At 57.5% G+C, this 23,103-nt stretch carries 17 protein-coding genes; 6 read left to right on the forward strand and 11 right to left on the reverse strand.

The window, feature by feature from the left end:
* Nucleotides 1-59: 59 nt before the first annotated feature.
* A complete protein-coding gene (locus HMJ29_RS08655; protein ID WP_171591098.1) occupies nt 60-2,162 on the reverse strand; it encodes a sigma-54-dependent Fis family transcriptional regulator in 2,103 nt (700 codons plus the stop codon).
* Between the two features lie 360 nt (nt 2,163-2,522).
* Between HMJ29_RS08655 and HMJ29_RS08660 the strand changes: the two genes are divergently transcribed.
* The 3 genes from HMJ29_RS08660 (at nt 2,523) to HMJ29_RS08670 (ending at nt 5,565) form a co-directional block, all read left to right on the forward strand.
* A complete protein-coding gene (locus tag HMJ29_RS08660; RefSeq protein WP_171591099.1) occupies nt 2,523-3,848 on the forward strand; it encodes a TolC family protein in 1,326 nt (441 codons plus the stop codon).
* Nucleotides 3,849-3,959: 111 nt separating this feature from the next.
* Complete coding sequence (locus HMJ29_RS08665; RefSeq protein ID WP_171591100.1) at nt 3,960-4,385, forward strand: universal stress protein; 426 nt, start codon at nt 3,960-3,962, stop codon at nt 4,383-4,385.
* Nucleotides 4,386-4,458: 73 nt separating this feature from the next.
* On the forward strand, nt 4,459-5,565 hold the full coding sequence (locus tag HMJ29_RS08670) for an HlyD family secretion protein (protein WP_171591101.1): 1,107 nt from the start codon (nt 4,459-4,461) through the stop codon (nt 5,563-5,565).
* A 106-nt stretch (nt 5,566-5,671) separates the two neighbouring features.
* Here the strand turns inward: HMJ29_RS08670 and HMJ29_RS08675 are convergent, their stop codons facing one another.
* Nucleotides 5,672-5,992, reverse strand: coding sequence for a four helix bundle protein (locus HMJ29_RS08675; protein WP_244678889.1), 321 nt, complete (start codon nt 5,990-5,992; stop codon nt 5,672-5,674).
* 86 nt (nt 5,993-6,078) lie between these two features.
* Between HMJ29_RS08675 and HMJ29_RS08680 the strand changes: the two genes are divergently transcribed.
* Entirely contained in the window at nt 6,079-7,650 is a 1,572-nt protein-coding gene (locus tag HMJ29_RS08680; RefSeq protein WP_171591102.1) for a DHA2 family efflux MFS transporter permease subunit, read from the forward strand.
* Nucleotides 7,651-7,711: 61 nt separating this feature from the next.
* Here the strand turns inward: HMJ29_RS08680 and HMJ29_RS08685 are convergent, their stop codons facing one another.
* The 5 genes from HMJ29_RS08685 to HMJ29_RS08705 form a co-directional block, all read right to left on the reverse strand.
* Nucleotides 7,712-11,176: a PAS domain-containing protein gene (locus tag HMJ29_RS08685; protein WP_171591103.1), complete on the reverse strand. Its 3,465-nt coding sequence runs from the start codon at nt 11,174-11,176 to the stop codon at nt 7,712-7,714.
* Between the two features lie 279 nt (nt 11,177-11,455).
* Nucleotides 11,456-12,493: a hypothetical protein gene (locus HMJ29_RS08690; protein ID WP_171591104.1), complete on the reverse strand. Its 1,038-nt coding sequence runs from the start codon at nt 12,491-12,493 to the stop codon at nt 11,456-11,458.
* A 287-nt stretch (nt 12,494-12,780) separates the two neighbouring features.
* The gene (locus HMJ29_RS08695) at nt 12,781-13,413 is read right to left on the reverse strand and encodes a DUF6624 domain-containing protein (RefSeq protein ID WP_171591105.1); all 633 of its coding nucleotides are present in this window, start codon (nt 13,411-13,413) and stop codon (nt 12,781-12,783) included.
* A gap of 70 nt (nt 13,414-13,483) precedes the next feature.
* Nucleotides 13,484-14,911 (reverse strand): M56 family metallopeptidase, encoded by a 1,428-nt coding sequence (locus tag HMJ29_RS08700; protein WP_171591106.1) that lies wholly within the window; start codon nt 14,909-14,911, stop codon nt 13,484-13,486.
* Entirely contained in the window at nt 14,868-15,299 is a 432-nt protein-coding gene (locus HMJ29_RS08705) for a BlaI/MecI/CopY family transcriptional regulator (protein WP_171591107.1), read from the reverse strand. Before HMJ29_RS08705 ends, HMJ29_RS08700 begins: the two co-directional genes overlap by 44 nt.
* A gap of 216 nt (nt 15,300-15,515) precedes the next feature.
* On the opposite strand from HMJ29_RS08705, the gene HMJ29_RS08710 reads away from it, so the two are divergent.
* Nucleotides 15,516-16,745 carry an alpha/beta hydrolase family protein gene (locus HMJ29_RS08710; RefSeq protein WP_171591108.1) on the forward strand — a complete coding sequence of 410 codons (1,230 nt, stop codon included), beginning with the start codon at nt 15,516-15,518 and terminating at the stop codon, nt 16,743-16,745.
* A gap of 84 nt (nt 16,746-16,829) precedes the next feature.
* Here the strand turns inward: HMJ29_RS08710 and HMJ29_RS08715 are convergent, their stop codons facing one another.
* The 3 genes from HMJ29_RS08715 to HMJ29_RS08725 form a co-directional block, all read right to left on the reverse strand.
* Nucleotides 16,830-17,207: a hypothetical protein gene (locus HMJ29_RS08715; RefSeq protein WP_171591109.1), complete on the reverse strand. Its 378-nt coding sequence runs from the start codon at nt 17,205-17,207 to the stop codon at nt 16,830-16,832.
* A gap of 105 nt (nt 17,208-17,312) precedes the next feature.
* Nucleotides 17,313-19,814 carry a penicillin acylase family protein gene (locus HMJ29_RS08720; RefSeq protein WP_171591110.1) on the reverse strand — a complete coding sequence of 834 codons (2,502 nt, stop codon included), beginning with the start codon at nt 19,812-19,814 and terminating at the stop codon, nt 17,313-17,315.
* A gap of 283 nt (nt 19,815-20,097) precedes the next feature.
* Nucleotides 20,098-20,919: a septal ring lytic transglycosylase RlpA family protein gene (locus tag HMJ29_RS08725; RefSeq protein WP_171591111.1), complete on the reverse strand. Its 822-nt coding sequence runs from the start codon at nt 20,917-20,919 to the stop codon at nt 20,098-20,100.
* Between the two features lie 393 nt (nt 20,920-21,312).
* Here HMJ29_RS08725 and HMJ29_RS08730 point away from each other — a divergent pair, with 393 nt between their 5' ends.
* Nucleotides 21,313-22,227 carry a DUF72 domain-containing protein gene (locus HMJ29_RS08730; RefSeq protein ID WP_171591112.1) on the forward strand — a complete coding sequence of 305 codons (915 nt, stop codon included), beginning with the start codon at nt 21,313-21,315 and terminating at the stop codon, nt 22,225-22,227.
* Nucleotides 22,228-22,293: 66 nt separating this feature from the next.
* Here the strand turns inward: HMJ29_RS08730 and HMJ29_RS08735 are convergent, their stop codons facing one another.
* Nucleotides 22,294-22,971, reverse strand: coding sequence for a DUF3575 domain-containing protein (locus HMJ29_RS08735; protein ID WP_171591113.1), 678 nt, complete (start codon nt 22,969-22,971; stop codon nt 22,294-22,296).
* Between the last annotated feature and the right edge of the window lie 132 nt (nt 22,972-23,103).

Here is a 23,103-nt window from a genome sequence, read left to right on the forward strand (position 1 = left end):
TTTGGAAGGCGGCAAAAGCCCTAATATTATGGGCCTGCCAGGGCTGGTATAGAGCAGCCTCACCCCGCCGTGATGGTGCGCTGAATGCCCAGCTTCTTCATGCGGGCCTCCAGGGTTTTGGGGTTGATATCGAGCAGCACGGCGGCCCCGGTAGGACCACTTACCCGGCCGCCCGTGCGGCGCAGGGCCGCTAATATGTGGTCGCGCTCCTGATCTTTCAGGGTTTTGATGGGTCCGCCAGCCTCTGGGGTGGCCGTAGGTGCCTGCGCCGCCTGGGCTACCGCCGAGAAGCCCGCAAATTCCAAGAAAGGGCCCTGGCTCACAATTACGGCCTGCTCCAGCACGTGCTCCAGCTCGCGCACGTTGCCGGGCCAGCCGTATTGCTGCATGGCCCGCAGGTCCCGCTCACGTAGGCCACGTACAGGCTTGCCCATCTGCTTGGTGAAGCGCTCCAGAAAGTGGCGCATCAGCGGCTCAATATCCTCGGGCCGCTCACGCAGGGCAGGCAGCCGAATAGGGAACACGTTGAGGCGATAGTAGAGGTCGGCGCGGAAACGACCAGCCGCTACCTCCTCCTCCAGCACGCGGTTGGTGGCTGCAATAACCCGCACGTTGCTGGAAATAACGCGCCGCCCGCCAATGCGTTCAAATTCCTTCTCCTGCAGCACCCGCAGCAGCTTGGCCTGCAAATCCAAGGGCAGTTCGCCCACCTCATCCAGGAAAATGGTGCCCCCATCAGCCAGCTCAAATTTGCCAATGCGCCGGTCGTGGGCCCCGGTGAAGGCGCCCTTCTCGTGGCCAAACAGCTCGCTCTCAATGAGCTGAGCCGGCAGCGCAGCACAGTTTAGCTTAATCAGGGCCCGCTCGGCCCTGGGCGACAGGTTGTGCAGGGCCCTGGCTACCAGCTCCTTACCGGTACCCGTTTCACCTTCAATCAGCACGGTGGTATCGGTGGGGGCTACCTGGGCCAGCCGGGTGTATACCTGCTGCATCACGGCGCTGCCGCCCACAAAGTCATCGAGGCGGGCCGCGGCCGTGGTGTTGATTTCGTCGATGAGATAGGTGCGCTCCCGCTCCAGCTGAGTGCGGAGCAAGTCAATTTGCTCGAAGGCTAGCACGTTCTGAATGGCCAGCCGGATCTGAGGCACCAGGGTTAGGAGCAGTTGCAATGTTTCTTCCCTGAAGGCAAGCGGCTGATAGCTAGCCAGAATAACTACCGCCGATGATTCGTCGCCGGAGTCAAGGGGCGCGCAGAGGATGGATTGCGTGCCACGCTGCTCACGGATATAGCGCAGCATGTCGTAACGGCGGGCCAGGGCCTCAAAATCAGCCCCTACATACACTCCTGGTTTGGAGAAAAGGTCCAGAACGGCCTGCTTGCTGGCCTCTGATTGTGGCAGGTCATCAAAACGGTTTTCATCCAGGGCGAGAAAGGAGCCGTCTGGCTGCTTGCTGAACTCTGCCAGTGCCCGCACCGGCGAATCGGGCTGACGGATCCGCACCCCGAAATAGTCATAGGATACCACTTGGTTGATTTCCGTGGCAATAGCCCGAAACAGCTCGCCTCGCTCTTTAATGCTAAGCAGCGCATTATTAAGGGCCAGCTGCATGGTTTTTTCCTGCTCGCGGCGGGCAATATCCTCAAAGGCCAGCGCATTGGTAACGGCTACGGCCACCAGGCTTCCTATCTTCTCCAGCAAATCAGCATCCTGCTCTGAGAGGTCTGGCTGGCGCCGAGCCACCAAGGAAAGCAACCCAATCAGGCGGCCACCCGTGCGCAGCGGCACCACCGTGAGGTAGCGCATACCCTGGTTCAGCAGCGCGTGAAAGGGCTGAAAGCTACCGTATTCTTGCAGCAGCTGTTCCAGATTGTAATGCTGGATATGGGTCTGACGAACAAACCCTTCAATTGGCGTCCTTTCAATTGCAGCACGGTGGTATTTATGGTTTGATATGTCCGGGATGATGACATCCCCGAGGTAATCACGCAGAAACACGCGCCGGTACTGGTGCTCCATATCCAGCGACAGAATGGTAATGGCATCAAAAGGAAAAATCAGCCGCAATTTCTCGGTCACGTTCCTAAACAAGTCCTCCTTATTGCGGGTAGTGGCAATAGCGTCGTTGAGGTATAGGAGTAAAGAGTCGTCCTGATCAGGCATAACAAACACTGAGAAGTGGGCGTGAATCCAGTGACTGCCGTCGGCCGGGTAATCACCAAAAGATGTATACGCCTAGTAATATTTTTTAGAACCGAAAGAGCGGACCTGTTTTTGACAGAACAACCGCTAGCCAGATAACAGCAGCGGATGCAAAACTCCTTAAATATCAGGATTTATTTTCAGGCATTCCTCAAATATAAGGAAAAATCATCTTGCCAGCCTGTAGTTGGGCTATTGTATTATACAATGTTTTTATGCCAATAGAGACTGTTATGGGCGATTTGATTAGACATTAAAATGATTTTAATGGGTTGGCACAGGATTGGGTAATAGGCGGGCACTACCAAGTCGTACATCCGTATGCTTTCCCGACCAACATTAGCCGTCCCCCTGGTAGCCTTAGGGCTCCTGACCGTCGGCGCGGCCCACGCACAGCAAGGGCCTATCATTTCTGATTCCTTGTCGCTGGACGGTACCATCCGTTCGGTCTTGGATGCCAACCCAGCTATTACGTCGTTGGAGGAGGAGGTTAACGCCGCCACTAGCCGCGTTACCCAGTCGCGCGGGGGCTTTTTGCCTCAGATATCAGGCACCGCCACCTATACTCGCATCGACCCCGTGGTGAAGCTGCAGCTCAGCCCCGATGCGCCGGTTTTCCAGCTGGCTCCCAACAACAACTACGATGCCCACATCACGCTGCAGTATGGCCTGCTAGACTTCGGCAAGAAGGATGCTACCTACAACCTGGCGGAAAGCCGCCGCCTGACGGCTACCGACCAGATCAACGTGACGCGCCGCGACCTAGCCTACTCGGCCGTGCAGGTGTACTACAATATTCTGTTTGTGCGCGAGAGCATTAAGGTGCAGGATGCCCAGATAGCTTCTCTGCAGCAGCACCAGCGCGAGATGGAAAAGCGCGTGGAAGGGGGCGTTAGTACCCGCTTCGACGTGACCACCACGCAGGTGCGCATTACGCAGGCTCAGAACACCAAGATTGACTTGCAGAACCAGCTCAACAACCAGCAAGCCCAGCTGGCTCGCCTGCTGCACCGCCCCGAGTATGTAAACGTGCCCGTGCGTGGGGCCTTTGCCTATCAGCCGCAAGCCATTGATGTAAACGCTGCGCTGGCCACTGCCGAGGCTAACCGCCCCGAAATCAAGCTGGCCCGCGACGCTGAGCAAACTGCCAATCTGAACTTAAAGCTGATTGAGCGCAGTAACATGCCCGTGCTGGGTATTGGGGGGCAGCTAGGTGCCAAGAACGGCTACCTGCCTAACCTCGACCGTATTCGTCCGAACTCAGTGGGCGTGGTGCAGCTTTCGGTGCCCATCTACGATGGTAACCGCAACAAAAACCAACGGGTAGAAGCCGCTGCCAATATCCGGGGGGCCCAAGCCCGCATTCTGGACACCCAGGAGCAGGTGCGTGCCGATGTGCGCCAGGCGGCCAACAACATCCAGTCGAGCACGGCCCGCTACGATAACGCACTGCAGCAGATTAACCAGGCCAGTGATGCTCTCACCCGGGCGCAAGCCCGCTACCGCTACGGCGTAGGCAACAACCTCGACGTGCTCGATGCAGAGACTTCGCTGGCGCAGGCTCGCCTGGCTCGTTTGCAGGCTATCTACAATTACACCCTAGGCCAGTACCAGCTCAAGCGCGCCACCGGCGAGCAGATTTGGTAAGCGGTGGAGTTGTGAAAGGTGAAGTTGCGAACGGCTGATCCCACAGGATAGCTCACGGCCTTTGCTTATACACTCTTCACAACTTCACCTCTCACAATTTCACCAACTGACATGACCATCCTGTGTCCGATTGATTTTTCTGCCGCAACGGAGGCGCTGGTGACCTACTCAGCGGCTTTGGCGGCGGGTACGGGGGCTGAGTTGCGGCTACTGCACGTGCTGGAGCCCGGACCAGCGGCTCCTACGGCACCTCTGAATGACATGGAAATTGCTCATCAGCTGGCCCAGCACCGCGAAGCAGCCTTAGCTACAGGTGCTCAGGTAACTACGGCAATTGTGTACGGCAATGCGGCGCAGGAAATCGTAGAAGAAGCGCGCCGCCACCCAGCCGACATCATTGTTATTGGAGCGCACGGCCAAACGGGCCTGACGCGCTTTTTAATGGGCAGCACCGCCGAAACCGTAGTGCGCACCGCCTCATGCGTGACGCTGCTGGTGAAGCCCGGCTGCCCCAAAGCATACCGCCAATCGGCGTAAGTATTTGTTGGCTGGCCTAGGCCACTCGGTCAGCCTCTCCTCAACAACCGACAACGAACAACCAAGTACCCATATGGCAACCCCCGTTCAACACGATTCGGCCGTAGCGCCTACTCAATCCGCGGCTTACGAGCCAGTACTGGACGAGCAACCTGCAGGCCGCTCCAAGCGCCCCATTATACTAATCGTACTGGCTCTGGTACTGCTTGTTGGCGGCTACTTCGGCTGGCAGCGTTACCAGTTTGGCAAAACGCACGAAGAAACCGATGACGCTCAGGTAGAAGGCGACGTGTACCCCGTGCTGCCCCGCGTTGGTGGCCCCGTACTGGAGGTGAAAGTAGATGACAACATGCCGGTGAAGAAGGGCGACGTACTGGTAGTGCTTGACCCCTCTGACTACCAGCAGCGCGTGAATGCTGCCCAGGCCGCTTTGGCTGCCGCCCAGGCGAATGTTGTTGCTGCCCGCGCCGCCGTAGGCACGGCTTCGGCTAATGTGCGCACCGCCCAGGCCAGCATTGGCGTGAGTGATGCTAACCGCGCCCGTTTGCAGAAAGATCTGAAGCGTAGCGAGTTTCTGCGCAAGGAGGACATTATTCCGCAGAGCGACTACGACGCCGTGCAAGCCAACTTGCGCTCCACTACTGCTCAGCGGGCTACGGCTCAGGAGCAGGTAGCCGTAGCACGCCAGCAGGTAACGGCTGCCCAGCAGCAGGTAGCCGTGGCGGAGGCCGTAGTAAAGCAGCGCCAGGCCGACCTCGACAACGCCCAGCTGCAGCTGAGCTACACCACCATTAAGGCCCCGGCCGATGGTACGGTAAGCAAGAAAGGTGTGCAGCCCGGCCAGGTAGTTGGCCCTGGCCAGCAACTGTTCGGTATTGTGGCCAGCGGCCGCACTTGGGTTATTGCTAACTTCAAGGAGACTCAGCTGGAAAACATGCGCGTAGGCCAGCCCGTGAGCGTGGAGGTAGATGCTTACCCTCATGAAGAATTCACGGGCAAAATTGAGTCGCTGTCGGCTGCTACGGGCGCCCGTTTCGCCCTGCTGCCCCCCGATAACGCTTCCGGTAACTTTGTGAAAGTAACCCAGCGCGTACCCGTGAAAATCGTCCTCGACAAAGTGGACCCTGAGCACCCCCTGCGCGCCGGTATGAGCGTAACCGCCACAGTGACGACCAAGTAGTGAAATTGCGAAAGGTGAAGTTGTGACTTCTATGTCAGCTAGCTTCACCTTTCATAGCTTGGTTTTGGCCTTTTTCCGGATAGAAGCTAGGATGGATACAATCTCTTTATATTCTATCTCTAGGCCTGTTAGCCGGGAAAATACTGGCCTCTCCGATTAGTTCGAGCCAGAAGAGAGTTGCATCCGCCTCTTCAACACAGATACACAGCTTAGCATACCATTCAGCAGATGAACGGCCCCTACATGCCGCACGAAAGTTAGCCGCTACCGATGTGGCGGACCGTAACAACTGCTTTCCAAGGATATCCGCCTCACCTGTGCGGGGCAACTGCTGAAACAATCTGATAACGCGAAGCAAAGCTTGTTTTGTCCGTGTCCTAATGTCTTCATTGAAAGATAGGGGGTTGGTTGGTAGCTCTTCATTCATATAACACAGAAGTAATGTGAGAGATAAAGCTCCGTTGCACCAAGAACGGACAACTTCATCACTTCACAACTTCACAACTTCACCGTATGGAAACCGGATTTACCAAGTGGATCATCGTCATTACGGTGGTGATGTGCTGCTTGCTGGAACTCATTGATACCAGCATTGTAAACGTGGCCCTTACCCAGATGATGGGTAACCTCTCGGCCACGCAGCAGGAGGTTAGCTGGGTAGTGGCCTCATACGCCATTGCCAACGTTATCGTGATTCCGATGACGGGCTTCCTGGCCGAGCAATTCGGTCGCAAGAATTATTACCTGTTCTCCGTGATCCTCTTCACGCTGGCCTCTATGGCTTGCGGCCAGAGCACCAACATCTGGGAGCTGGTAGCCTTCCGCTTCATTCAGGGCGTGGGCGGTGGTGCCCTTATGGCAACTTCCCAAGCCATTCTCATTGATACCTTCCCGCCCCAGCAGCTGGCCCTAGGCCAGGCCCTGTTCGGCATGGGCGTTATTATTGGCCCCACCATTGGCCCCACCCTGGGCGGCTGGATTGTGGACAACTACGACTGGCCCTGGATTTTCTACGTGAACGTGCCAGTGGGCGTCATGGCCTCTATTTTCACCATATTATTCATCCGTGACCCTGAGCGAATTAAAAATGCCATCCGAAGGCCACTTGGACAGATTGACTGGCTGGGCATTTTCCTGCTGATACTTGGGGTGGGCTCGTTGCAGTACGTGCTGGAGCAGGGCGAAAGCAACGACTGGTTCGAAGACCAGAGCATTCTGCTGTTTACGGCCCTTACCGTTGTTGGTATGGTAGGCTTTATCTGGCGCGAGCTAACCGCCAAGCAGCCGGTAGTAGACCTGCGGGTGCTGGGCAAGAGCCGCAACCTGGCGGTGGGCTCGTTCCTTTCCTTCATTCTAGGCTTCGGGCTGTTTGCCTCCGTGTTCGTATTCCCAATTTTCTGTCAGCGGATTCTAGGCTTCACCGCTGAGCAAACGGGGTATCTGCTACTGCCGGGCGCGCTAATGTCGGGCTTCATGATGCCGGTTGTGGGTAAATCCATTCAGGCGGGGGTATCACAGAAGTATATGCTGCCCGTAGGCTTTGGCATCTTCTTCGTCTTCTCCTACTGGATGAGCACGCAAATTTCGCCTACTGCCGGTGAGAGCGACTTCTTTTGGCCCCTCATGCTGCGGGGCGTCGGGTTGGCTCTGCTGTTCCTGCCCATTACCACCATGTCGTTGGCTGGGTTGAGCGGCAAGGATGCCGGCCAAGCTGCAGGCCTCACCGGCATGATCCGTCAGTTGGGCGGCTCGTTTGGGGTGGCTCTGGTAGGTACCTACCTGGAGCGCACTACCATGCAGAACCGCGTAGGCCTGTTGCCTAATATTTCGCTCTACGACCCCGAAACGCAGCAACGTATGCAGGGCCTGATTGCCAACTTCATGGCCAAAGGCGCCGACATAGTGCAGGCCCAGCGCCAGGCCTACGCCGCCCTGGAAGGCATGCTCATGAAGCAGACGGCCCTGATTACCTACTCACAGACTTTCCTGATGATCGGGACCTTCTTCCTGCTGTGCGTACCGCTGATCTTCCTGATTAAGCGTGCCCGGCCCGGCGAGAAGGTAGACCTGAACGCCGCGCACTAACCGCACGGGGTGTAGTAACATAAAAAAGCCGCCGGCCCACTGGGTTGGCGGCTTTTTGCCTTTAAGGTTTCTGAGTGGGCAGAAGCAGCCGAAACAAGGTGCCTTTGTCTACCTCGCTTTCCACCTCCAGGCTGCCTCCCATCTGCTGCACAATACGGTTTACGAGATACAGGCCCATGCCGGAGCCATTTACGTGGTGGTGGAAGCGCCTGAACATCTGAAACAGCTGCCGCTCATGGCGTTCCAGGTCAATACCCAGGCCGTTATCTTGCACCATCAGCAGCAGCAGGTTGGGCTCAGGCCAGCTGCTGGTTACCGTTATCTGGGGGGGGCGTTGGGGGGCGGCGTACTTCAGGGCGTTGCTGAGCAGGTTAAAGAGAATACTCTGCAGGTTGGGGCGCACAAAAAGCAGCAGCGGGGCGGCGGCGAAATCCAGCGTAACCTGGGCGTGGAGCTCGTCTATCTGGTCTTGCAGGCTGTGCAGAATTTCCTGCGTGAACGGCAGCAGCTCAATTACCTCCGTTGGCAGCTGCTCGTGCTGGCGCTGCACCTGCACTACCGCCGACAGGTCATGAATAGTGGTATTGATTTGCTGCAAGGCCCCCTCAAACATGCTTACTAGCTGGCCCGCCGCTTCATCATGAAAGGTGGCCGTGCGCTTGAGCTCCTCAAAAATGCCGGCCATGTTGGTAATGGGCTGCTTCAGGTCATGAGAGGCCGTGTACACGAAGTTATCCAGGGCCTGATTGATCTGAGTGAGCTGAGCGTTCTGCCGATGCAGCAGCTGCTGCGTTTGCTTTACATCGTCGATGTCGGTGCAGGAGCCAAACCACCGAACAATTTCTCCCTGCTCGTTGCGCAGGGGCTCGGCGCGGCCCAAAAACCAGCGGTAGCCACCCGTACGGGAGACGAAGCGGTACTCATTTTCATAGGCAGCGCCTGCCTGCGCGGCCGTCTGCCATGCCTCCAGGCTGCGCTGTTGATCATCGGGGTGCAGAATTGCGGCCCACGCAGAGCGGCCCAGGCAATCGGCGGGGCGTAGGCCAGTTACCTCAAATAAGCGGTCATTAAAGTAGTCTACCTGCCCGTCTGCCTCGGCCGTCCAGATAACCTGTGGCACACTCTCCGAGAGGAAGCGGAAGTACTGCTCACTCTGCTGCAGGGCTTCGGTCAGCTCTTTTTGCGCGTTTATGTTGGTGTCGGAGCCGTACCAGCGCACTATGTTGCCCTGATCGTCGTATTCAGGCTGCGCTTGGTTCAAGAACCAGCAGTATTGGCCGTCGTGGCGGCGGAAGCGCACCTCAAAGCTCCAGCCACGCTTCTGCTCCCGCGCTAGGCGGTATTCTTCATTAACTCGGGTTAGGTCATCGGGGTGTACTATTTCCCGCCAGTGGTTACTGATAGAGGATCCTTCCGGTAGGCCAGTAAAAGCGTACCACTGGGGGCTCACGTAGTGGCCTACTCCCGAGGCCTCGTTGATGAAGGTAATATTGGGCAATGCCTCCGTCATGCGGCGCAAGCGCTCATCGCTGCGGCGCACCTCAGTGGCTAGTGCTTCAGCGCGCTGGCGGGCATATACCTGCTCCGTTACATCTACCCCAAAGGCCAATATGCCCTGCACCTGCGCCTCAGCACCATACAGGGGCTGATACACGAAGTTGAGATAATACTCCTGAGTGCCGCCCGTAGCTGGGTCCAGCAACTCAATGCGGTTCTCGTGGCCTATATAGGGCTTTTGAGTGCGGTACACGGTATCCAGCAGTTCCACAAAACCCTGAGCGGCCACTTCGGGCAGGAGCTCAGCGGCGGGCTGGCCTAAACGCACCCGCCCGCCCATAAGGCGGTTGTAATTGGGCGTGGCAAACACAAACCGGTGGTCGGGCCCAGTAACCGTGGCAATATAAGCTGGTACCTGGCTCAGAATCTGCAGCAGCTCCTGGTCTTTTGCTTCCAGTTGCTGCTGAAACATCTTGGCATCGTGAATGTCTGTGGTAGAGCCATACCAGCGGCTGATGGTGCCCGTAGAGAGCCGCAGGGGCACGGCATGGGTGAGGTGCCAGCGGTACTGCCCGTCGTGGCGGCGCAGCCTGAACTCTCCCGACCAGGGTAAGCCAGTCCTCCGTCCTTCCGCAAACAACCCTCTGATGCGCTCTAAATCATTGGGGTGGATGGCTGCTTCCCAATCATACACAGCAGAATCCTGACCCGTATAGGCGTGGCGCTGCGGATTGAAATACACAACCTTGCCCTCGGCATCGGCAATGTACACGAACAATGGGAGCGACTCAACCAACGTGCGGAACTGCGCATCCTGCTGCCGTATTTCCTCCATCAACTCCGCTGTGCGCTGCCGGGCCAGTACTCGCTCGGTTACATCAAGCCCGAAAACCAGAATCCCCTGGGTTTGGCCCTCTTCATTGGTAAGAGGCTGGAAAGCCCCGTCGAAATAAAGCGTTGGCGTGGTCCCGTCGGGGCCGGGCGGCTGGGCCATGGGCATCTCGGTGAGCAGGAAAGGCTCCGCCGTGCGGTATACCTTATCAATAAGATGCAGGTAGCCATTGCTGATAAACTCCGGCCGGGCTTTGGCGGCTGGGACGCCCAGCTCCACGGTGCCGCCAAATAATTGCTTGCTCCGCTCATTCAGGAAGGTATAGATGTGCTCTGGCCCCTCAAGCGTGGCAACGTGCGCCGGAATCTGCTGCAGAATCTGGTGCAGCTGCCGGTCTTTGGCCGCTAGCTGCTGCTGCACCTGCTTCTGGTCGTGCACCTCTAACCCCACGCCAACCCAGGCCAAGAGGGTGCCGTTGGCATCCCGCTGCGCAACTCCTTGGCTGTGTATCCAGCGGTACTGACCATCGTGGCGGCGCAGGCGGTACTCTACCTCATAAAAGCGGCCGTTTGCCTGGGCCTCCCTCCAGGCCTGCTGCGCCCGCACTCGGTCGTCGGGGTGAATGTCTTCCAGCCAGCTGGTGGCTTCTAGCTTCTCGGGCTGGCGCCCCGTAAACTGCAGCCAGCGTGGGTTCTGGTAATCGGTCAGGCCATCGGGGGTGGTAGACCACATCATTACCGGCAACGCCTCCAGCAGAAAGTGGGCCCGCTCCTGGTCTGTTAGCAGAGTGGTATGTGTCTTGGCCGGTTGCTCCGCCTGGTACTGAGCCGTCACGTCTTCCGTCTTCTGCAGAATAAAGCGCAGCGTGCCCTCCTCCGTCAGAATGAGGTAGTGGGTAGCTTGCCAATAGTGCACTGCTGGGGCGCCTTCCGGTTCTGCTGGGCAGGTCAGATCATACCGGAGGCCGGAGGCCGTATGCTCTTGGTGGTGCTGCCGCACGTGCATGAGAGAGGCTTGCAGCCGCTGATGACTGGCTGGGGTAGCAGGAGCGCAGACCTCAAAAAAAGGACGCCCTACCAGTTGCTCCCGGTTTTTACGGGCCGCCGTGCTGTACCCCTCCGAGCTATCCACAACAGTGAAATCAGCATCGGGAGTCAGCAGCAGCAGGTTACCGGGCAGGTGCCGAAATAAAAGCAAATAATCAGATAGGGAAGCGCTAAAAGCCATGGCAGAGACAAACGGAGAATAAGCGGCTGGTATCCTGTTACTCCGCACGTGCCTCTCCTACTGATTAAAGATACTAACTGGCTGCCATCCGGAAAGGGGCGGCCGGCAAGATATATCTGGCGCGTAAAATTACCGGGGTAGAGTAAAGCTTGCATGAAGCCGGGCTGCCCGCCTGATAGAGGGTGGCCTACGGACAAACAAAAAGCCCCACCCAGAAAGGGCGGGGCTTCAGGCGCAAGCCGCAGGAGCTTACTGGTATTGAATGTAAAGCGGCTTAGGAGTCAGCTCGGTCAGCACTTCTTTGGGCGTCATGATGTGGTGGGGCTTAGGCCGGGCATCGTACTCATAGAACAGCTTGAAACCAGTGTACTGCACGGGCTCAGTCTGAATGTAGTCGTGGTATGAGTCCTTCTTGAGGGTAGGCTCGCCGTGACCGTCCATGTGCATCACTACCTGCACCCGGGGGTCGAGCTTGATGTTTTTGTAGTTGGTAATCATCTTCCGGGTGAAGCGGTGCACCGTCAGCACTTTGGGCGGCAGGTGGTTTTCGCTGACAATGCGGGCCAGAAAGTTGATGGTGAAGTTCACGTCCTTGGCATCCAGCGTACCAATGCGCTGATTGGGCCGCACGCCGGGCATGGTGGACAGCGAAAACTCAGGGTCGATGCCCAGGTGAATATCGGGCTGCTTCAGGTATTGCTCCAGCTTCGGCAGCTCAGCCTCTAGCGTGCTGTGGCCTGGCTGCACATCCAGAAACAGGATGCACTTATGCTCCCGGGCCCAGGAAATAACCTCCTCAATAGTGGCTTTGGAGTTCATCAGGCGCCATTTGCCATCCTTGCCGGGGGTACCCTGGGCCGTAATGGTCACGTTGTGCAGGGCAGGCTGTACCGGAATAGAAGGGTCAGCGGCCTGCCACTCTTTCAACACGCCTTCAAACTTGCGGAACATCTGCTCCTTGGGCTCACGCCCCAAGATGCCCATGCCCTTCGAGCGGATGTTGCCATAGAAAGCAATAATGCGGTGGCCGGGCAAGATGGCGCCGGGCAGCTGTCCGCTTTTCCGCACAATAGAGTCGGCCTTCAGCGAGTCGCGGCGCATAGCAGCCATTTTCAACGCCGCACTATCCACTACCACAGGCTTGGTGGTGTCAGCTACTGCCGTGGGGTTCTCAGCATCGGTGCCAGAGCGCGACCCACAGCTAGGCAGGGTAGTGAGAGTAAAGGCGAGGCCCAAAGAAGCCAGCGCGGGGGCCGTCAGGCGGGTGATGGTCCGGAAATAAGACACTGAAGAGAAACAGGTTGAATGCGAATGGAGCCTCTAAGTTAGAGGGTTTTCTGGGTAAAGTCGGAATGCGGTGCTAGTGCTTCTCTCAGAAAGAAGTGGTTTTAATGTGCTTTTAATCCGCTAGGCCACTAGCATAGCGCCACCACCCGGTACTACCCAAGTGGCGGCGCTGCTTTCAGGTAAACTCATGACTAGCAACTAAATATAGGTGCTCGACTGGCCTGGCAGATAGAAGAAGCTATAGGGGGGATAAGCTGAAACGTGAAATGCCTGATCAATAATGGTGGTTAAAGGGGGGCGCCAGCTTTGGGCTTATTCATTTGCTCGTGCGTGCTGTTCATCCTGTCGAGGTAGCTTTTCAGCGGCTCCATGCCAATGGTGGCCCGGCGCTTGTCCACGTTCTTCGGGTCGCGCAAGGATTTAGGAACGGCTTTACCGAGGCCCGGCCCCTCGTACACCACCTGCGTGCCGTATTCTTCTAGCTGGCCGGAGTTGATGGCCACGCGGTCGGTGAGGTATGCGTAGTTTACGGGGTTGGCATTCTTCCTTTTCACCTCCGGGAGCATCAGCGCTAAAACCTGGCGTTGAAATGCTGGGTGGGCATCGGCGTGCTGTACCAGCAGCCAGAAGTTATTGGCGCTTTTCTCGCCCACCTGCCGGAAGCCGGGGTAGCCCACTTGGCGCACAATTTTTTCGAGTAGGGGCTGATGACGCGCATAGTTGTCGGCCTCTACCTGCACCAAGTTGCGGCCGGCACTATCGGGCAGCTGCTTGAAGAGTTGCTGCATGGGCCACTGATCAACATAGGCCAGGCTGTCGAGCGTTTTGCTGAGCTTAGGATACAGAATGGGGGTGGTTTGGGCCGCAACAGTAATCGTGGCCCAGCACCAGAGGGCCCCTGTGCAAGCAAGTAGTTTCATAAGTGAGGTGGCTAAACTATCGGTTAGTGTACGTAGGCCAGTCTGGGTGCGTACCAAACTGGCCGGGGGGTTACTTCAAGGAGAAGGTGATGGGCACGGTATACATAACATCAACAGCTTTCCCGTCTTGGCGGCCGGGGGCCCATTTGCCGGGCAGGTTGCGCACGGCATTCAGGGCTGATTCGTTGAGGGCCTGCGCTGCCGGGGTAATGATTTTTGTAGTCATCTGCTTCCCCCCTTCACCCGGATAAGTGACGTTGTACTCAACTCCTTTAGTGACCTCAGCTGCCTGGATGCTGCCATTGGAGGTTACAATGAAGCGCACGAATACGCGCCCTTCCAGCTTCTCGGCTTTGGCAATAGCCGGATAAACTACGGTTTTGCCTATATCAGCCAATAACTGGCTCTGCCCGCCCTGGTATTCGGGCATCTGCTCTACATAGGTGTAAGCGGGCGGGGGTGGTGGGGGCGGAGTGAGGGCTTCCTCGGGGGCAGAAGGTGGGGGTGGGGGCGGAGGGGTATCCTCCGCAGAAGCAGAAGCTTGTGAGGTGGGCCCCGCAGGCTCCATTGATTTTTCACAGGCTACCAGCAGCACTAGTGTTATGGTTAAGGGGGCCAGCAGCCATTGCTTCCAGCGCCGAACGGGAGATGATGAGGTAAGCATACGGATACGGGTAAGGGTGAAAGATTGGGTGAAGGATAGCGCCAGCGGTAGGTTAGGATGAAGCTGCCGCAGCGCCAACCGGGCCAGCAGGGTAGTGTAGGCTTCCGCTGCTGTAGTCGGCGACTGGCCTAGCGCGGCCTCGTCGGCCAGCAGCTCGTGAGTAAGCTCCAGCGCCTTTGGGTAGAAGTGCACAAAGGGGTTAAACCAGAGCAGTACTCGCGCCAGCTCCAGGCTCAGCCGCTCCAGGGAGTGCCGCTGTTGCACGTGCGCTACCTCATGGCGCAGGATTTGGGCGGCCTCAGCAGGGGAAAGTGCCAGCGTTTCGTCCCAGAAAATAAGGCGGCCGAAAGAGCTAACGGGGCGCCGCCCACCCGTGTAGGCCAGGGTGTAGCCCGCGCCAGCTTCTCTGGGCCAGGTGCGCGCCAGGCGCCAAAGCTGCAGGAGTTGCCAGGCGCGGTGGCCCAGCAGCGCCAGCACTCCGGCTGCGTACACCAGTACCAGCCAGTACCCCCCGGCAGCAGTGCTGAGCGGGCCAGTAGCCTGAATAGTGATACCGGGAAGCACACCACCTGTCAACAAGCCCGTGGCGCCAGGTGTGGCCGTTGCCCATATTTGCCGCCAGCTTGCCAGCCAAGGGCCAGCTGCCCCCAGCAGTAGCGGCACCACCAGCACCAGCCAGGGAGTGTACAGCAGGAAGCGCCGGTTGAACTGAAAGCAGCGCTCCTGGCGCAGCAGCAACTTATAGAACAGCCAGCAGGCCCCGAGTAGTATGGTGTTTAGCAACAGCCAATTAACCAGGCTGCCCAGGTTCAGAAGTGGGAGGGAGAGAGTCATCGGCTGATGGGGTTGCGGGTGGGTGCTGTTGAGCATGACGAAGCAGCTCTTCTAGCTGCTGGGCATCCAGGTCTTCTTCCTTGGCGAAGAAGGACACGAGCCGGGAGAAGGAGCCCCCGAAGTAGCCCCCTAGCAACTTGCGCAGCGAGAAACGCCGGTAGTCGTCTTGGGCTACCAGGGCGTGGTAGCGGTGCGTGCGCCCGAAGGCCTCATGGCCCACAAACCCTTTCTGCTCCAGAATGCGGATGATGGTAGAAACGGTGTTGTAGGCTGGGGTAGGGGCAGGTAGCTCGGGCAGTACATCTTTCACGTAAGAAGGACCGCGGCGCCAGAGTACCTGCATCACCTGCTCCTCGGCGCGGGTTAGTTCAGGAAAGGTCTGTGACATGGAAAGTGAATGAAGTACCTCAAGGTATAACTAATTAATACGTTATGCAACTAATAATTTAGTTAAACATAAAACAAACTTGGGTAGCTCAGCTACAACGCTTTTTTCAGGAAGCAAAAAAGGAGATGGAACCAGCGCCAGATGAATTATTTGCCGGGCCTGATGTTGAGGATAATAGAAGTACTCAGCTCGAAAAATATCTTTGTGAAGCCCCCTATGTTCAGTAAACGCCCTGTGCGCGTACCTGCCGCGCTGCTTGCGTGGCTCTTTGTTTTTCTGGCAGCATCTACGGGTTGCAAAAGCGAGTCGCCCACGCCCGATGCTACCACAGCCCCAGCCGCTCCAACGCCACCCGTAACTCCCCCGGCCAGCGTACTGGTAGGCAGCACCCTTATTGGGGAATACAGCCAGGCCACGCTAGCCAGCCGCGTAGGAGATGTACCGCTGGTAGGGGCTTTGGCCCGCTTGCCCATTAAAGTGTACCGGCTCACCTATACCACCCAGAACACTGATGGCCGCAGTATTACGGCCTCGGGGGCGGTGCTGGTGCCCGTAACAACCCAGCCAGTGCCGGTTATCAGCTACCAGCACGGCACCATTCGGCCCGATGATGAAGACCGGGCCCCCTCACACTATAGCCAGAGCAGCGAGCTATGGTCGGCGGTGTCGGTGCTGGCCTCTACCGGCTACGTGGTGTCGGCACCCGACTACATCGGCTACGGGGCCTCCAAAGATTTGCCGCACCCATATGAGCACGCGGCCTCGCTGGCTTCGGCCTCCGCCGACATGCTGCGTGCCACCCGCGAGTTCTGTAAGCAGCAAAACGTGAAGCTGCTGGAGAAGAACTTTCTGCTCGGGTACTCTGAGGGTGGTTATGCTACCATGGCCCTGCACAAGCTGCTGGAAGAAAAGTATGCGTCGGTGCTGCCCGTAACGGCCAGTGCCCCCGGGGCCGGAGCTTACCATAAAACGGCTTTTGCCAAGTACATTATTAGTTCTGACCAGCCCTTGAATTTCCTGAGCACCTACGTGTGGGTGCTGGATACATACAACCGCGTATACAAGCTCAACCGCCCGCTATCAGCGTATTTCAAAGAGCCTCACGCTACGCAGTTGCAGGCTAACCCGTTCAGCTCCGTACCCAGTCTGCCCAAGCAGCTGTTCACCGATGCTTTCCGCCAGAGCGTGCTCACGGACTCTGACCCGGCTCTTCTGGCTGCCTTCCGCGACAACGACATTTACGATTGGCAGCCCAAGGCGCCCACGGCCCTCTTCCACGGCACCGCCGATGATTACGTGCCCTACTTCAACTCTCAGGATGCCTATAAGGCCATGCAGGCCCGGGGCGCCAAGCAGGTAGAGCTGCGCCCCATTCAGGGCGGCAACCACTTCACGTCGGTAGCTACTTATACGTTGTCGGCCTACGCCTTCATCTCGCAGTTCTAAACTAGCTTAGGGCAGTACTCAGCAACAAAAAAGCCGTTTCCTGCCTCGGGAACGGCTTTTTTGTTGCTGAGTACTTCAGTGGAGTTAGCGCGTACCTACAGGCGTGGCCTTGGGCGCCCGGACCTGCCGGAACCACGCGCCGCTTAAAGCCGCTAGGCCACCCACTAAGCCGGCAATCAGCCCGGATAGTAGCACCAGCAGCGCAGCATTGCCTCCCAGAGGCAGCAAAGTAGCCAGCCGCTGCGCCAGCCGTTCCACGCCGTGCATGTTTAGCCACACCGCCGGAATCCACCAGCTCAGGCCAGCCCCCAGCAGCCCCGCCAGGAACGCTAGGCCACCCGAAGCTCCGCGCCAGGCAGCCAGCAGAAAGCAGATGGGCACAATGCACCACCATGGCAGCAGTAACTGGCCTAGCGCACAAACAATCAGCATCAGAAGCGTAAGAAGAGCAGAGGATTTCATTGATAGAAGTTGATAAGAAGCACCGTTACTCCGAGAAAGTAACCTGCGAAATCAGGAGTGGACGCCGTAGGGCGGTAACAACAAGTAGGTAGATGCCGCATCTGGCTACTGGGCAGACTCCATTCGCCAGGCGGCCTGCAGCCGTGGGTGGTTTTCATCGGCGGCGCGCAGGAACACCAGCTCGTCCAGCTGTCCTTGGCGCCACTTCTCAATCATATCATCATAATACGCCGAAGCAGGGTTGCCGCTTTGCCCGCCGGGGAAGATACCATACGCCTTCACCTGCGGCCCCAGCGCCACCACCATCCGCCAGGAGGGGCCGTTGCGCGGGCCGGTGGCATTCACGCTGCCGCGGCTGCCAGGGCAGTCAATATCCATACGCCCAAATCCGGGCAGGTTAGCTAAGTGGTTGATGTCAGTGCTCTTCTGGTTGGCCCAACCCCATTTAGGGCCTATCGGCCCAAACTTGCGCGTGAGAGAATCAACCGCAAAGTGTAAAGAAGCCGCGAGCAACTCACGCGCGTTCTCACGCCTAGGAGTAGTGCGGTCGTCAATCCAGGGGCTGGCCGGAGCAGTTCCAAAGCGGGCCCCCATAGATTGACTTAGCAACAAACGATTGGTACGGTCTTGCGATGGGTAACGCATTTCTAGGCCAGTCGCCTTTGCTCCAAAATCATCTTGCCACAGCCGGTCAACTAGGTTAGTGTACCACAACTCAAAAACAGACGCAGCCACGGCATCAGACCGATACTCGTAGTCCCAATCAGCCAGCACCAGTATGGCCGCCCCTTCGGGGGAAGTAGGCGCAGGAAAAGGATATGCCCCGTCAGTTAGCTTAGTACCCACCATTGTTTCCAGCATCCAGGGCACCATTGTGCGGGCATTTACCCCCAGGTTGTCGTTTTGGAGTTGTCGCAGGCTGTCGGGGGTAGCTTTATGCATCTTCGCCAGGCGCTCATTAATGCGGTGGCCCCGGTCAGAGGGGGCGTAGTCCCAGCCCAGGTAGTAGGGGTAGTCTAGGCCTGCTGAGGGCTGGTTGGCCGACGACACAAAGCCACGCGCGGGGTTCTCTACGTGCGGGTTCTGCTCCATCGGAATCCAGCCCTGCCAGTCGTAGGCCTTATCAGTCCCATCCAGAATAAACTTGCCTTGATCTGGCCATTTCAGCGGAAAGTGGCCATTGGGCCGAATGGCAAGCTCGTTTTGGTTGCTGGCGAAGATGAAGTTCTGGGCCGGGGAGCCGTAGGTTTTCAGGGCCGCGCTGTAGTCTTGGTAAGAGCGGGCACGGTTGAGGCGGTAGAATGCCAGTACTTCGTTGGCGCCATCGTGGGCGGTCCAGCGCATGGCGTGCCGGATGGGTGTCTGCTTGTTGAATACCTTCTCTTCCCGGTCGTACACAATGGGGCCATGGTGAGTGTAGAGCACCGTGTCGAGGCGGTCGGGCTGCCCGCGCACCACAATGCGCTCCACCACGCGCCGGATGGGTTTCCAGCGACCATCGTGCCAGTACTCGTGCATGGTGTTGTCCTTGAACTTGAGTTGATACCAGTCGAGCACGTCGCCGCCCACGTTGGTCACGCCCCAGGCCACGTTCTCATTAAAGCCAATAATCACGGCCGGCGCGCCCGGTATGGTTACGCCATACACGTTCACGCCGGGCGCCACCATTTGCACCTGATACCAGATGCTGGGCAGGTTGAGCTGCAAGTGCGGGTCGTTGGCCAGAATGGGCAGGCCCGAGGCCGTACGGCTGCCTGCCACCGCAAAATTGTTGGAGCCCAACTCAGCATCCGGCTCCCGCGCCGGCACCTTGTCTGATAGCGCCGCCTGAAACGACGGGGGCACTACGGGCACCGGCAGGGGCTTAAAGTTCAGCGGCGAGCCGGTGGGTACAATGGCGTCGGTACGGTTGGGGTAGTCGGGGAACAGGTCGTTTACTACCGCGGGGCCGTACTTGCTCAGGATGTTGCTTAGGCGCAGGTCGTCGGAGCGGCCGCTCAGGTCCCAGGCCATCAGCTTCAGCAGCAACGCACACTTTAGCGGCTGCCAGGGCTCGGGGGCATAATCCAGGAGCTTATATTCAAAGGGGTAATCTTTGGGGGCGAGGCTGCTGATGTAGGCATTCACGCCTTCGGAGTATGATTCCAGCACCACCCGCGTAATAGAATCCTGCAGCATGCTGCGCACGGAGTTTTCGGCCCCGTAGGCCAGTCCCATTCGCCGCTGAAATCTATCGTACTCCAGCGCCTTCGGGCCCACCACTTCTGAGATGCGCCCGGCGGCCACGTGGGTCATAAACTCCATCTGCCAGAGCCGGTCGTGGGCCGTGAGGTAGCCCTGGGCGTAGTACAGGTCGTGCTCGTTCTCAGCGAAGATGTGCGGCACCCGCCGGTCGTCGAAGCGCACCCGCACTGGCGCGTGTAGGCCAGGTAGCTTGAGGGTGAGAGGCTTTTCAATTGCCTCAGCCGTTTCCCCGTTCTGCCAGAAGCCCCGGTAGGGGCTCAGCAGCTTGCCAATGGGCGGCACATCGCCCTGTTTGGTGTTCAAAACCCAAGTAAGGGTAAGCGTAATGAGCAGCGCGAGGCCAGCCTTGAGAATACGAAGCATAAACTACCAGATAGCAGGAGCTGGGAAGGTAGTAAATGCATTGTATTGTGCGGTAATTTGCCCTGCTCTACCGCTGTTCAAACGGCGCCGTAGCAGCGCCGCCCTTGGCCGGATATTCCTGAAAGCCCAGGGGCAGGCTAAAAGAGCCTCGACCGAACCACTTTAAGTACTCATCTAAGTCTACTATATTTTTAGGAGTTCCTAGATAGCCTGCGCAAAACGCAACAAGCCGTTCCTGATGAAGGAACGGCTTATTTATGAGGAGCTTCTGCCTGGAAGTGGCCTACAGGTTCTCACCCTGCCGGACCAGCCCGGCAATACCAATGCGCTGTAGTCGGAGCCGTGCTTGTTCAGCGTCGGCTTGCGTGGCAAAACGGCCCACTACCACCCGATTGAGTGGCTTGCCTGCGGGCGAGTTGGTGGCTACCGCAGTTACTATCAGCTTAGGCTCTAGGTGCTGAATTTTCTCCATCAGAGCCTGGGCGTTGCGCAGGTCGCCGAAGGTGCCGGCCTGAATAACGTACGTAGCAGCGGGCTCGGCCAGCAGCGCAACATCAGCGGCTTCGGTTTCGCCGGCCTGAATGTTGGTATGCACGCTTACCTCGGCGGTGGTAGTATCGTTAAGTAATACGCTCAGGTTCTCGGGCGCTTCAGTAGGGCCGAGAGGGGTGTCCTCGGGCATTACTTCCGCCACTACCGATACGGCACCGTGCGTGATAATACCCAGGGGCCGGGCGGCTACTTCAGACAAGTCCAGGATGCGCTGGTGGCGGAAGGGGCCGCGGTCTGACACGCGAACTACTACTGCCTCGCCGGTTTCGGGGTTGGTAACGCGCAAGCGGGTGCCGAAAGGCAGGGTTTTGTGGGCGCAAGTGTACTTGTTGCGGTCAAACCGCTCACCGCTGCTGGTGCGGTGACCCTGATGTTCCTTTCCGTACCAGGAAGCGCGGCCCCGTAGTACGGCGGCCTTTTTGGCCGAAGCGGCCGGGGCTTTTTCATCATCACTTACCCGCATCGTACGGGCTACGGCCGAGAAGGCCGTCAGCAGCACGAGGAGCATGGCCATCATCAAGCCCGAGACATGCAGTCGTGTAGTCAACTTCATTTATTCTCTTGGTTGGTGAGTCCGACAAATCTAGGCGCAGCAACCAAACCACCTCATTCAGTACACTCGTATAAGGTCAGGCACTACTCATTAAATTTACCTTTTTCAAGAAATCTTGTATTTAAATAATTCATTGTTGCTACACCAAATAGCTGATTGTGTTTCCCCAAGACGGATTTTGTATTCTTATTAGGCTTATTCCGGGGCGACAGAAAAATTAGACTATCAACGAATAAAAAAAATTTGGTGATACAGTGGAGAATGGAGCTAGAGGCAGGTTGCAAAAGTCTCGGAATTTTTATAAGAGTTAACGGTTCAGCTTAGCACTTACTTAGGCAAGTAGCGGACAGGCAGCGTGATAGAGTAACGGCAGGTTTCAGCGTACCTTTGGGTATGGATTTTGGCCGCCTTTCTGACCTGCGTTACGTAGACTTCCGCCTGCCCCCCGACCACCCCGAAACGGCCGGGGTATTGGCTCGGTCTCTGCCCGCCCAGCCTGCCCCACCGCGAGTATATGTGGGCTGCCCCATCTGGACTAACAAGGCCTGGCTGGGCACGTACTTCCCGGCGGGCATTAAAGATGCCGACTACCTGCACCACTACGCCCGGCAGTTCAACGGCATTGAGCTCAACACTACTCACTACCGCATTCCAGATGCTACTACGGTACGCAAATGGCGCGAGGCCGTGCCGGCTACATTTCGGTTTTGCCCTAAGTTGCCCCAGAGCATCAGCCACGACCGCGCCCTCTACAACGCCGACGACCTGACTGTATCGTTCTGCCGAGCTATTGAGGGCTTGGGTGAAACGCTAGGCCACGCCTTTTTGCAGTTGCCCCCCACGTTCGGGCCCGAGCATTTACGCCGCCTGGAGCGGTACCTTCTCGACTTTCCCGACTTTGTGCCGCTGGCTGTGGAGTTGCGCCACCCCGCTTGGTTTGCCGATAAAGAGCTGCTAGCCTCAGTTTCGGCTATGCTGGAGGCTTTGGGCAAAGTGCTGGTGCTAAGTGATGTGGCAGGCCGCCGCGACGTGCTGCACATGCGCCTGACCACATCCACTGCCTTTGTGCGCCTCAACGGCCACGGCCTGGTAGACTCTGACTTCCGCCGCGCCGACGACTGGGCCGCCCGCATTGCCAGCTGGCTGGAAGGTGGCCTACATACCGCTTATATATTTATTCACCAGAAAGATATTATGCATTCCCCGCTCTGGGCGCAGCACTTCCTGGCCCGACTGCATGAGCTGACTGGCCTACAGGTAACACCACCCCGTGTAATTCCGCAGCCAGTGCAGGGGAGCTTGTTCTAAACCAAAGAGGCCTACACTCGCTGCTAGCTAAGGTGTAGGCCTCTTTGAGTTCCAGGAGAAAGTAGCTTAAGGAATTAAGCTGATTTTAACTCCTATTGCGGCTTTTATACCTAGTTGGCGCTTGTACTCGGGGTAACCGTTCCGATACGAAATGAACTGAGGGTTTTCTAGGCCGGCGCCTACGTAGGCATCAAATAGCCCATGCTTGCCTACGCGTCGCTGCGCGCCCCATAATAGGCTCAGGCTAGTATTATCATACTGGTAGCGGTAAGCCTCGTTCAAAGAATTTTGAGGGTGGTTTGAATAAAAGGAAGAGGTGGTCTGTAGAGCGAAATAATTGCCGACAAACGGACCGGTAGCGCGACCCTTTTCTTTTCGCTTTTCCTGATTGTAGTAATATCTCACTCCAGCATCGGCACCAATAGTCCGCAGCAGCGACTGATTATAGTCACTACGGCGCCCAATATTCAGACCACCAAACAGATTGCCATACAACGAGATGGCGGGAGTCAAATGATGCTCTACGCCCAGTACTACGGGTACAGCCAAGCCAGAATAGCCGCCCCACTCAAAGCCCCGGGTAAGTCCGGTGCCGAGCTTGAACAGGGTACTCTTTGTGATTTCAACTTTAGAAGGAGGTGTTTGTGTGGGTGTTATAGGCAGAGCAGGGGTAGTTTGAGCCAATACGGAAGCTGGAGCACTGGCCCCCAGAGACAGTGCTAACACCAAATAAAAAGTACGCATAGGATACGAAAAATAAGTGCGGCGAATTATGAGGAGGAGAGCAGATGCCAGCAGAAGGTTGGCAAGCCCGCAGGAAAAATTTCGGAAGCCAAGTCAGTTGACATGAATAAAATATGGGGGCTTGGCGGCAAG

This window comes from Hymenobacter taeanensis, from assembly GCF_013137895.1.
Taxonomy (GTDB): Bacteria; Bacteroidota; Bacteroidia; order Cytophagales; family Hymenobacteraceae; genus Hymenobacter; species Hymenobacter taeanensis.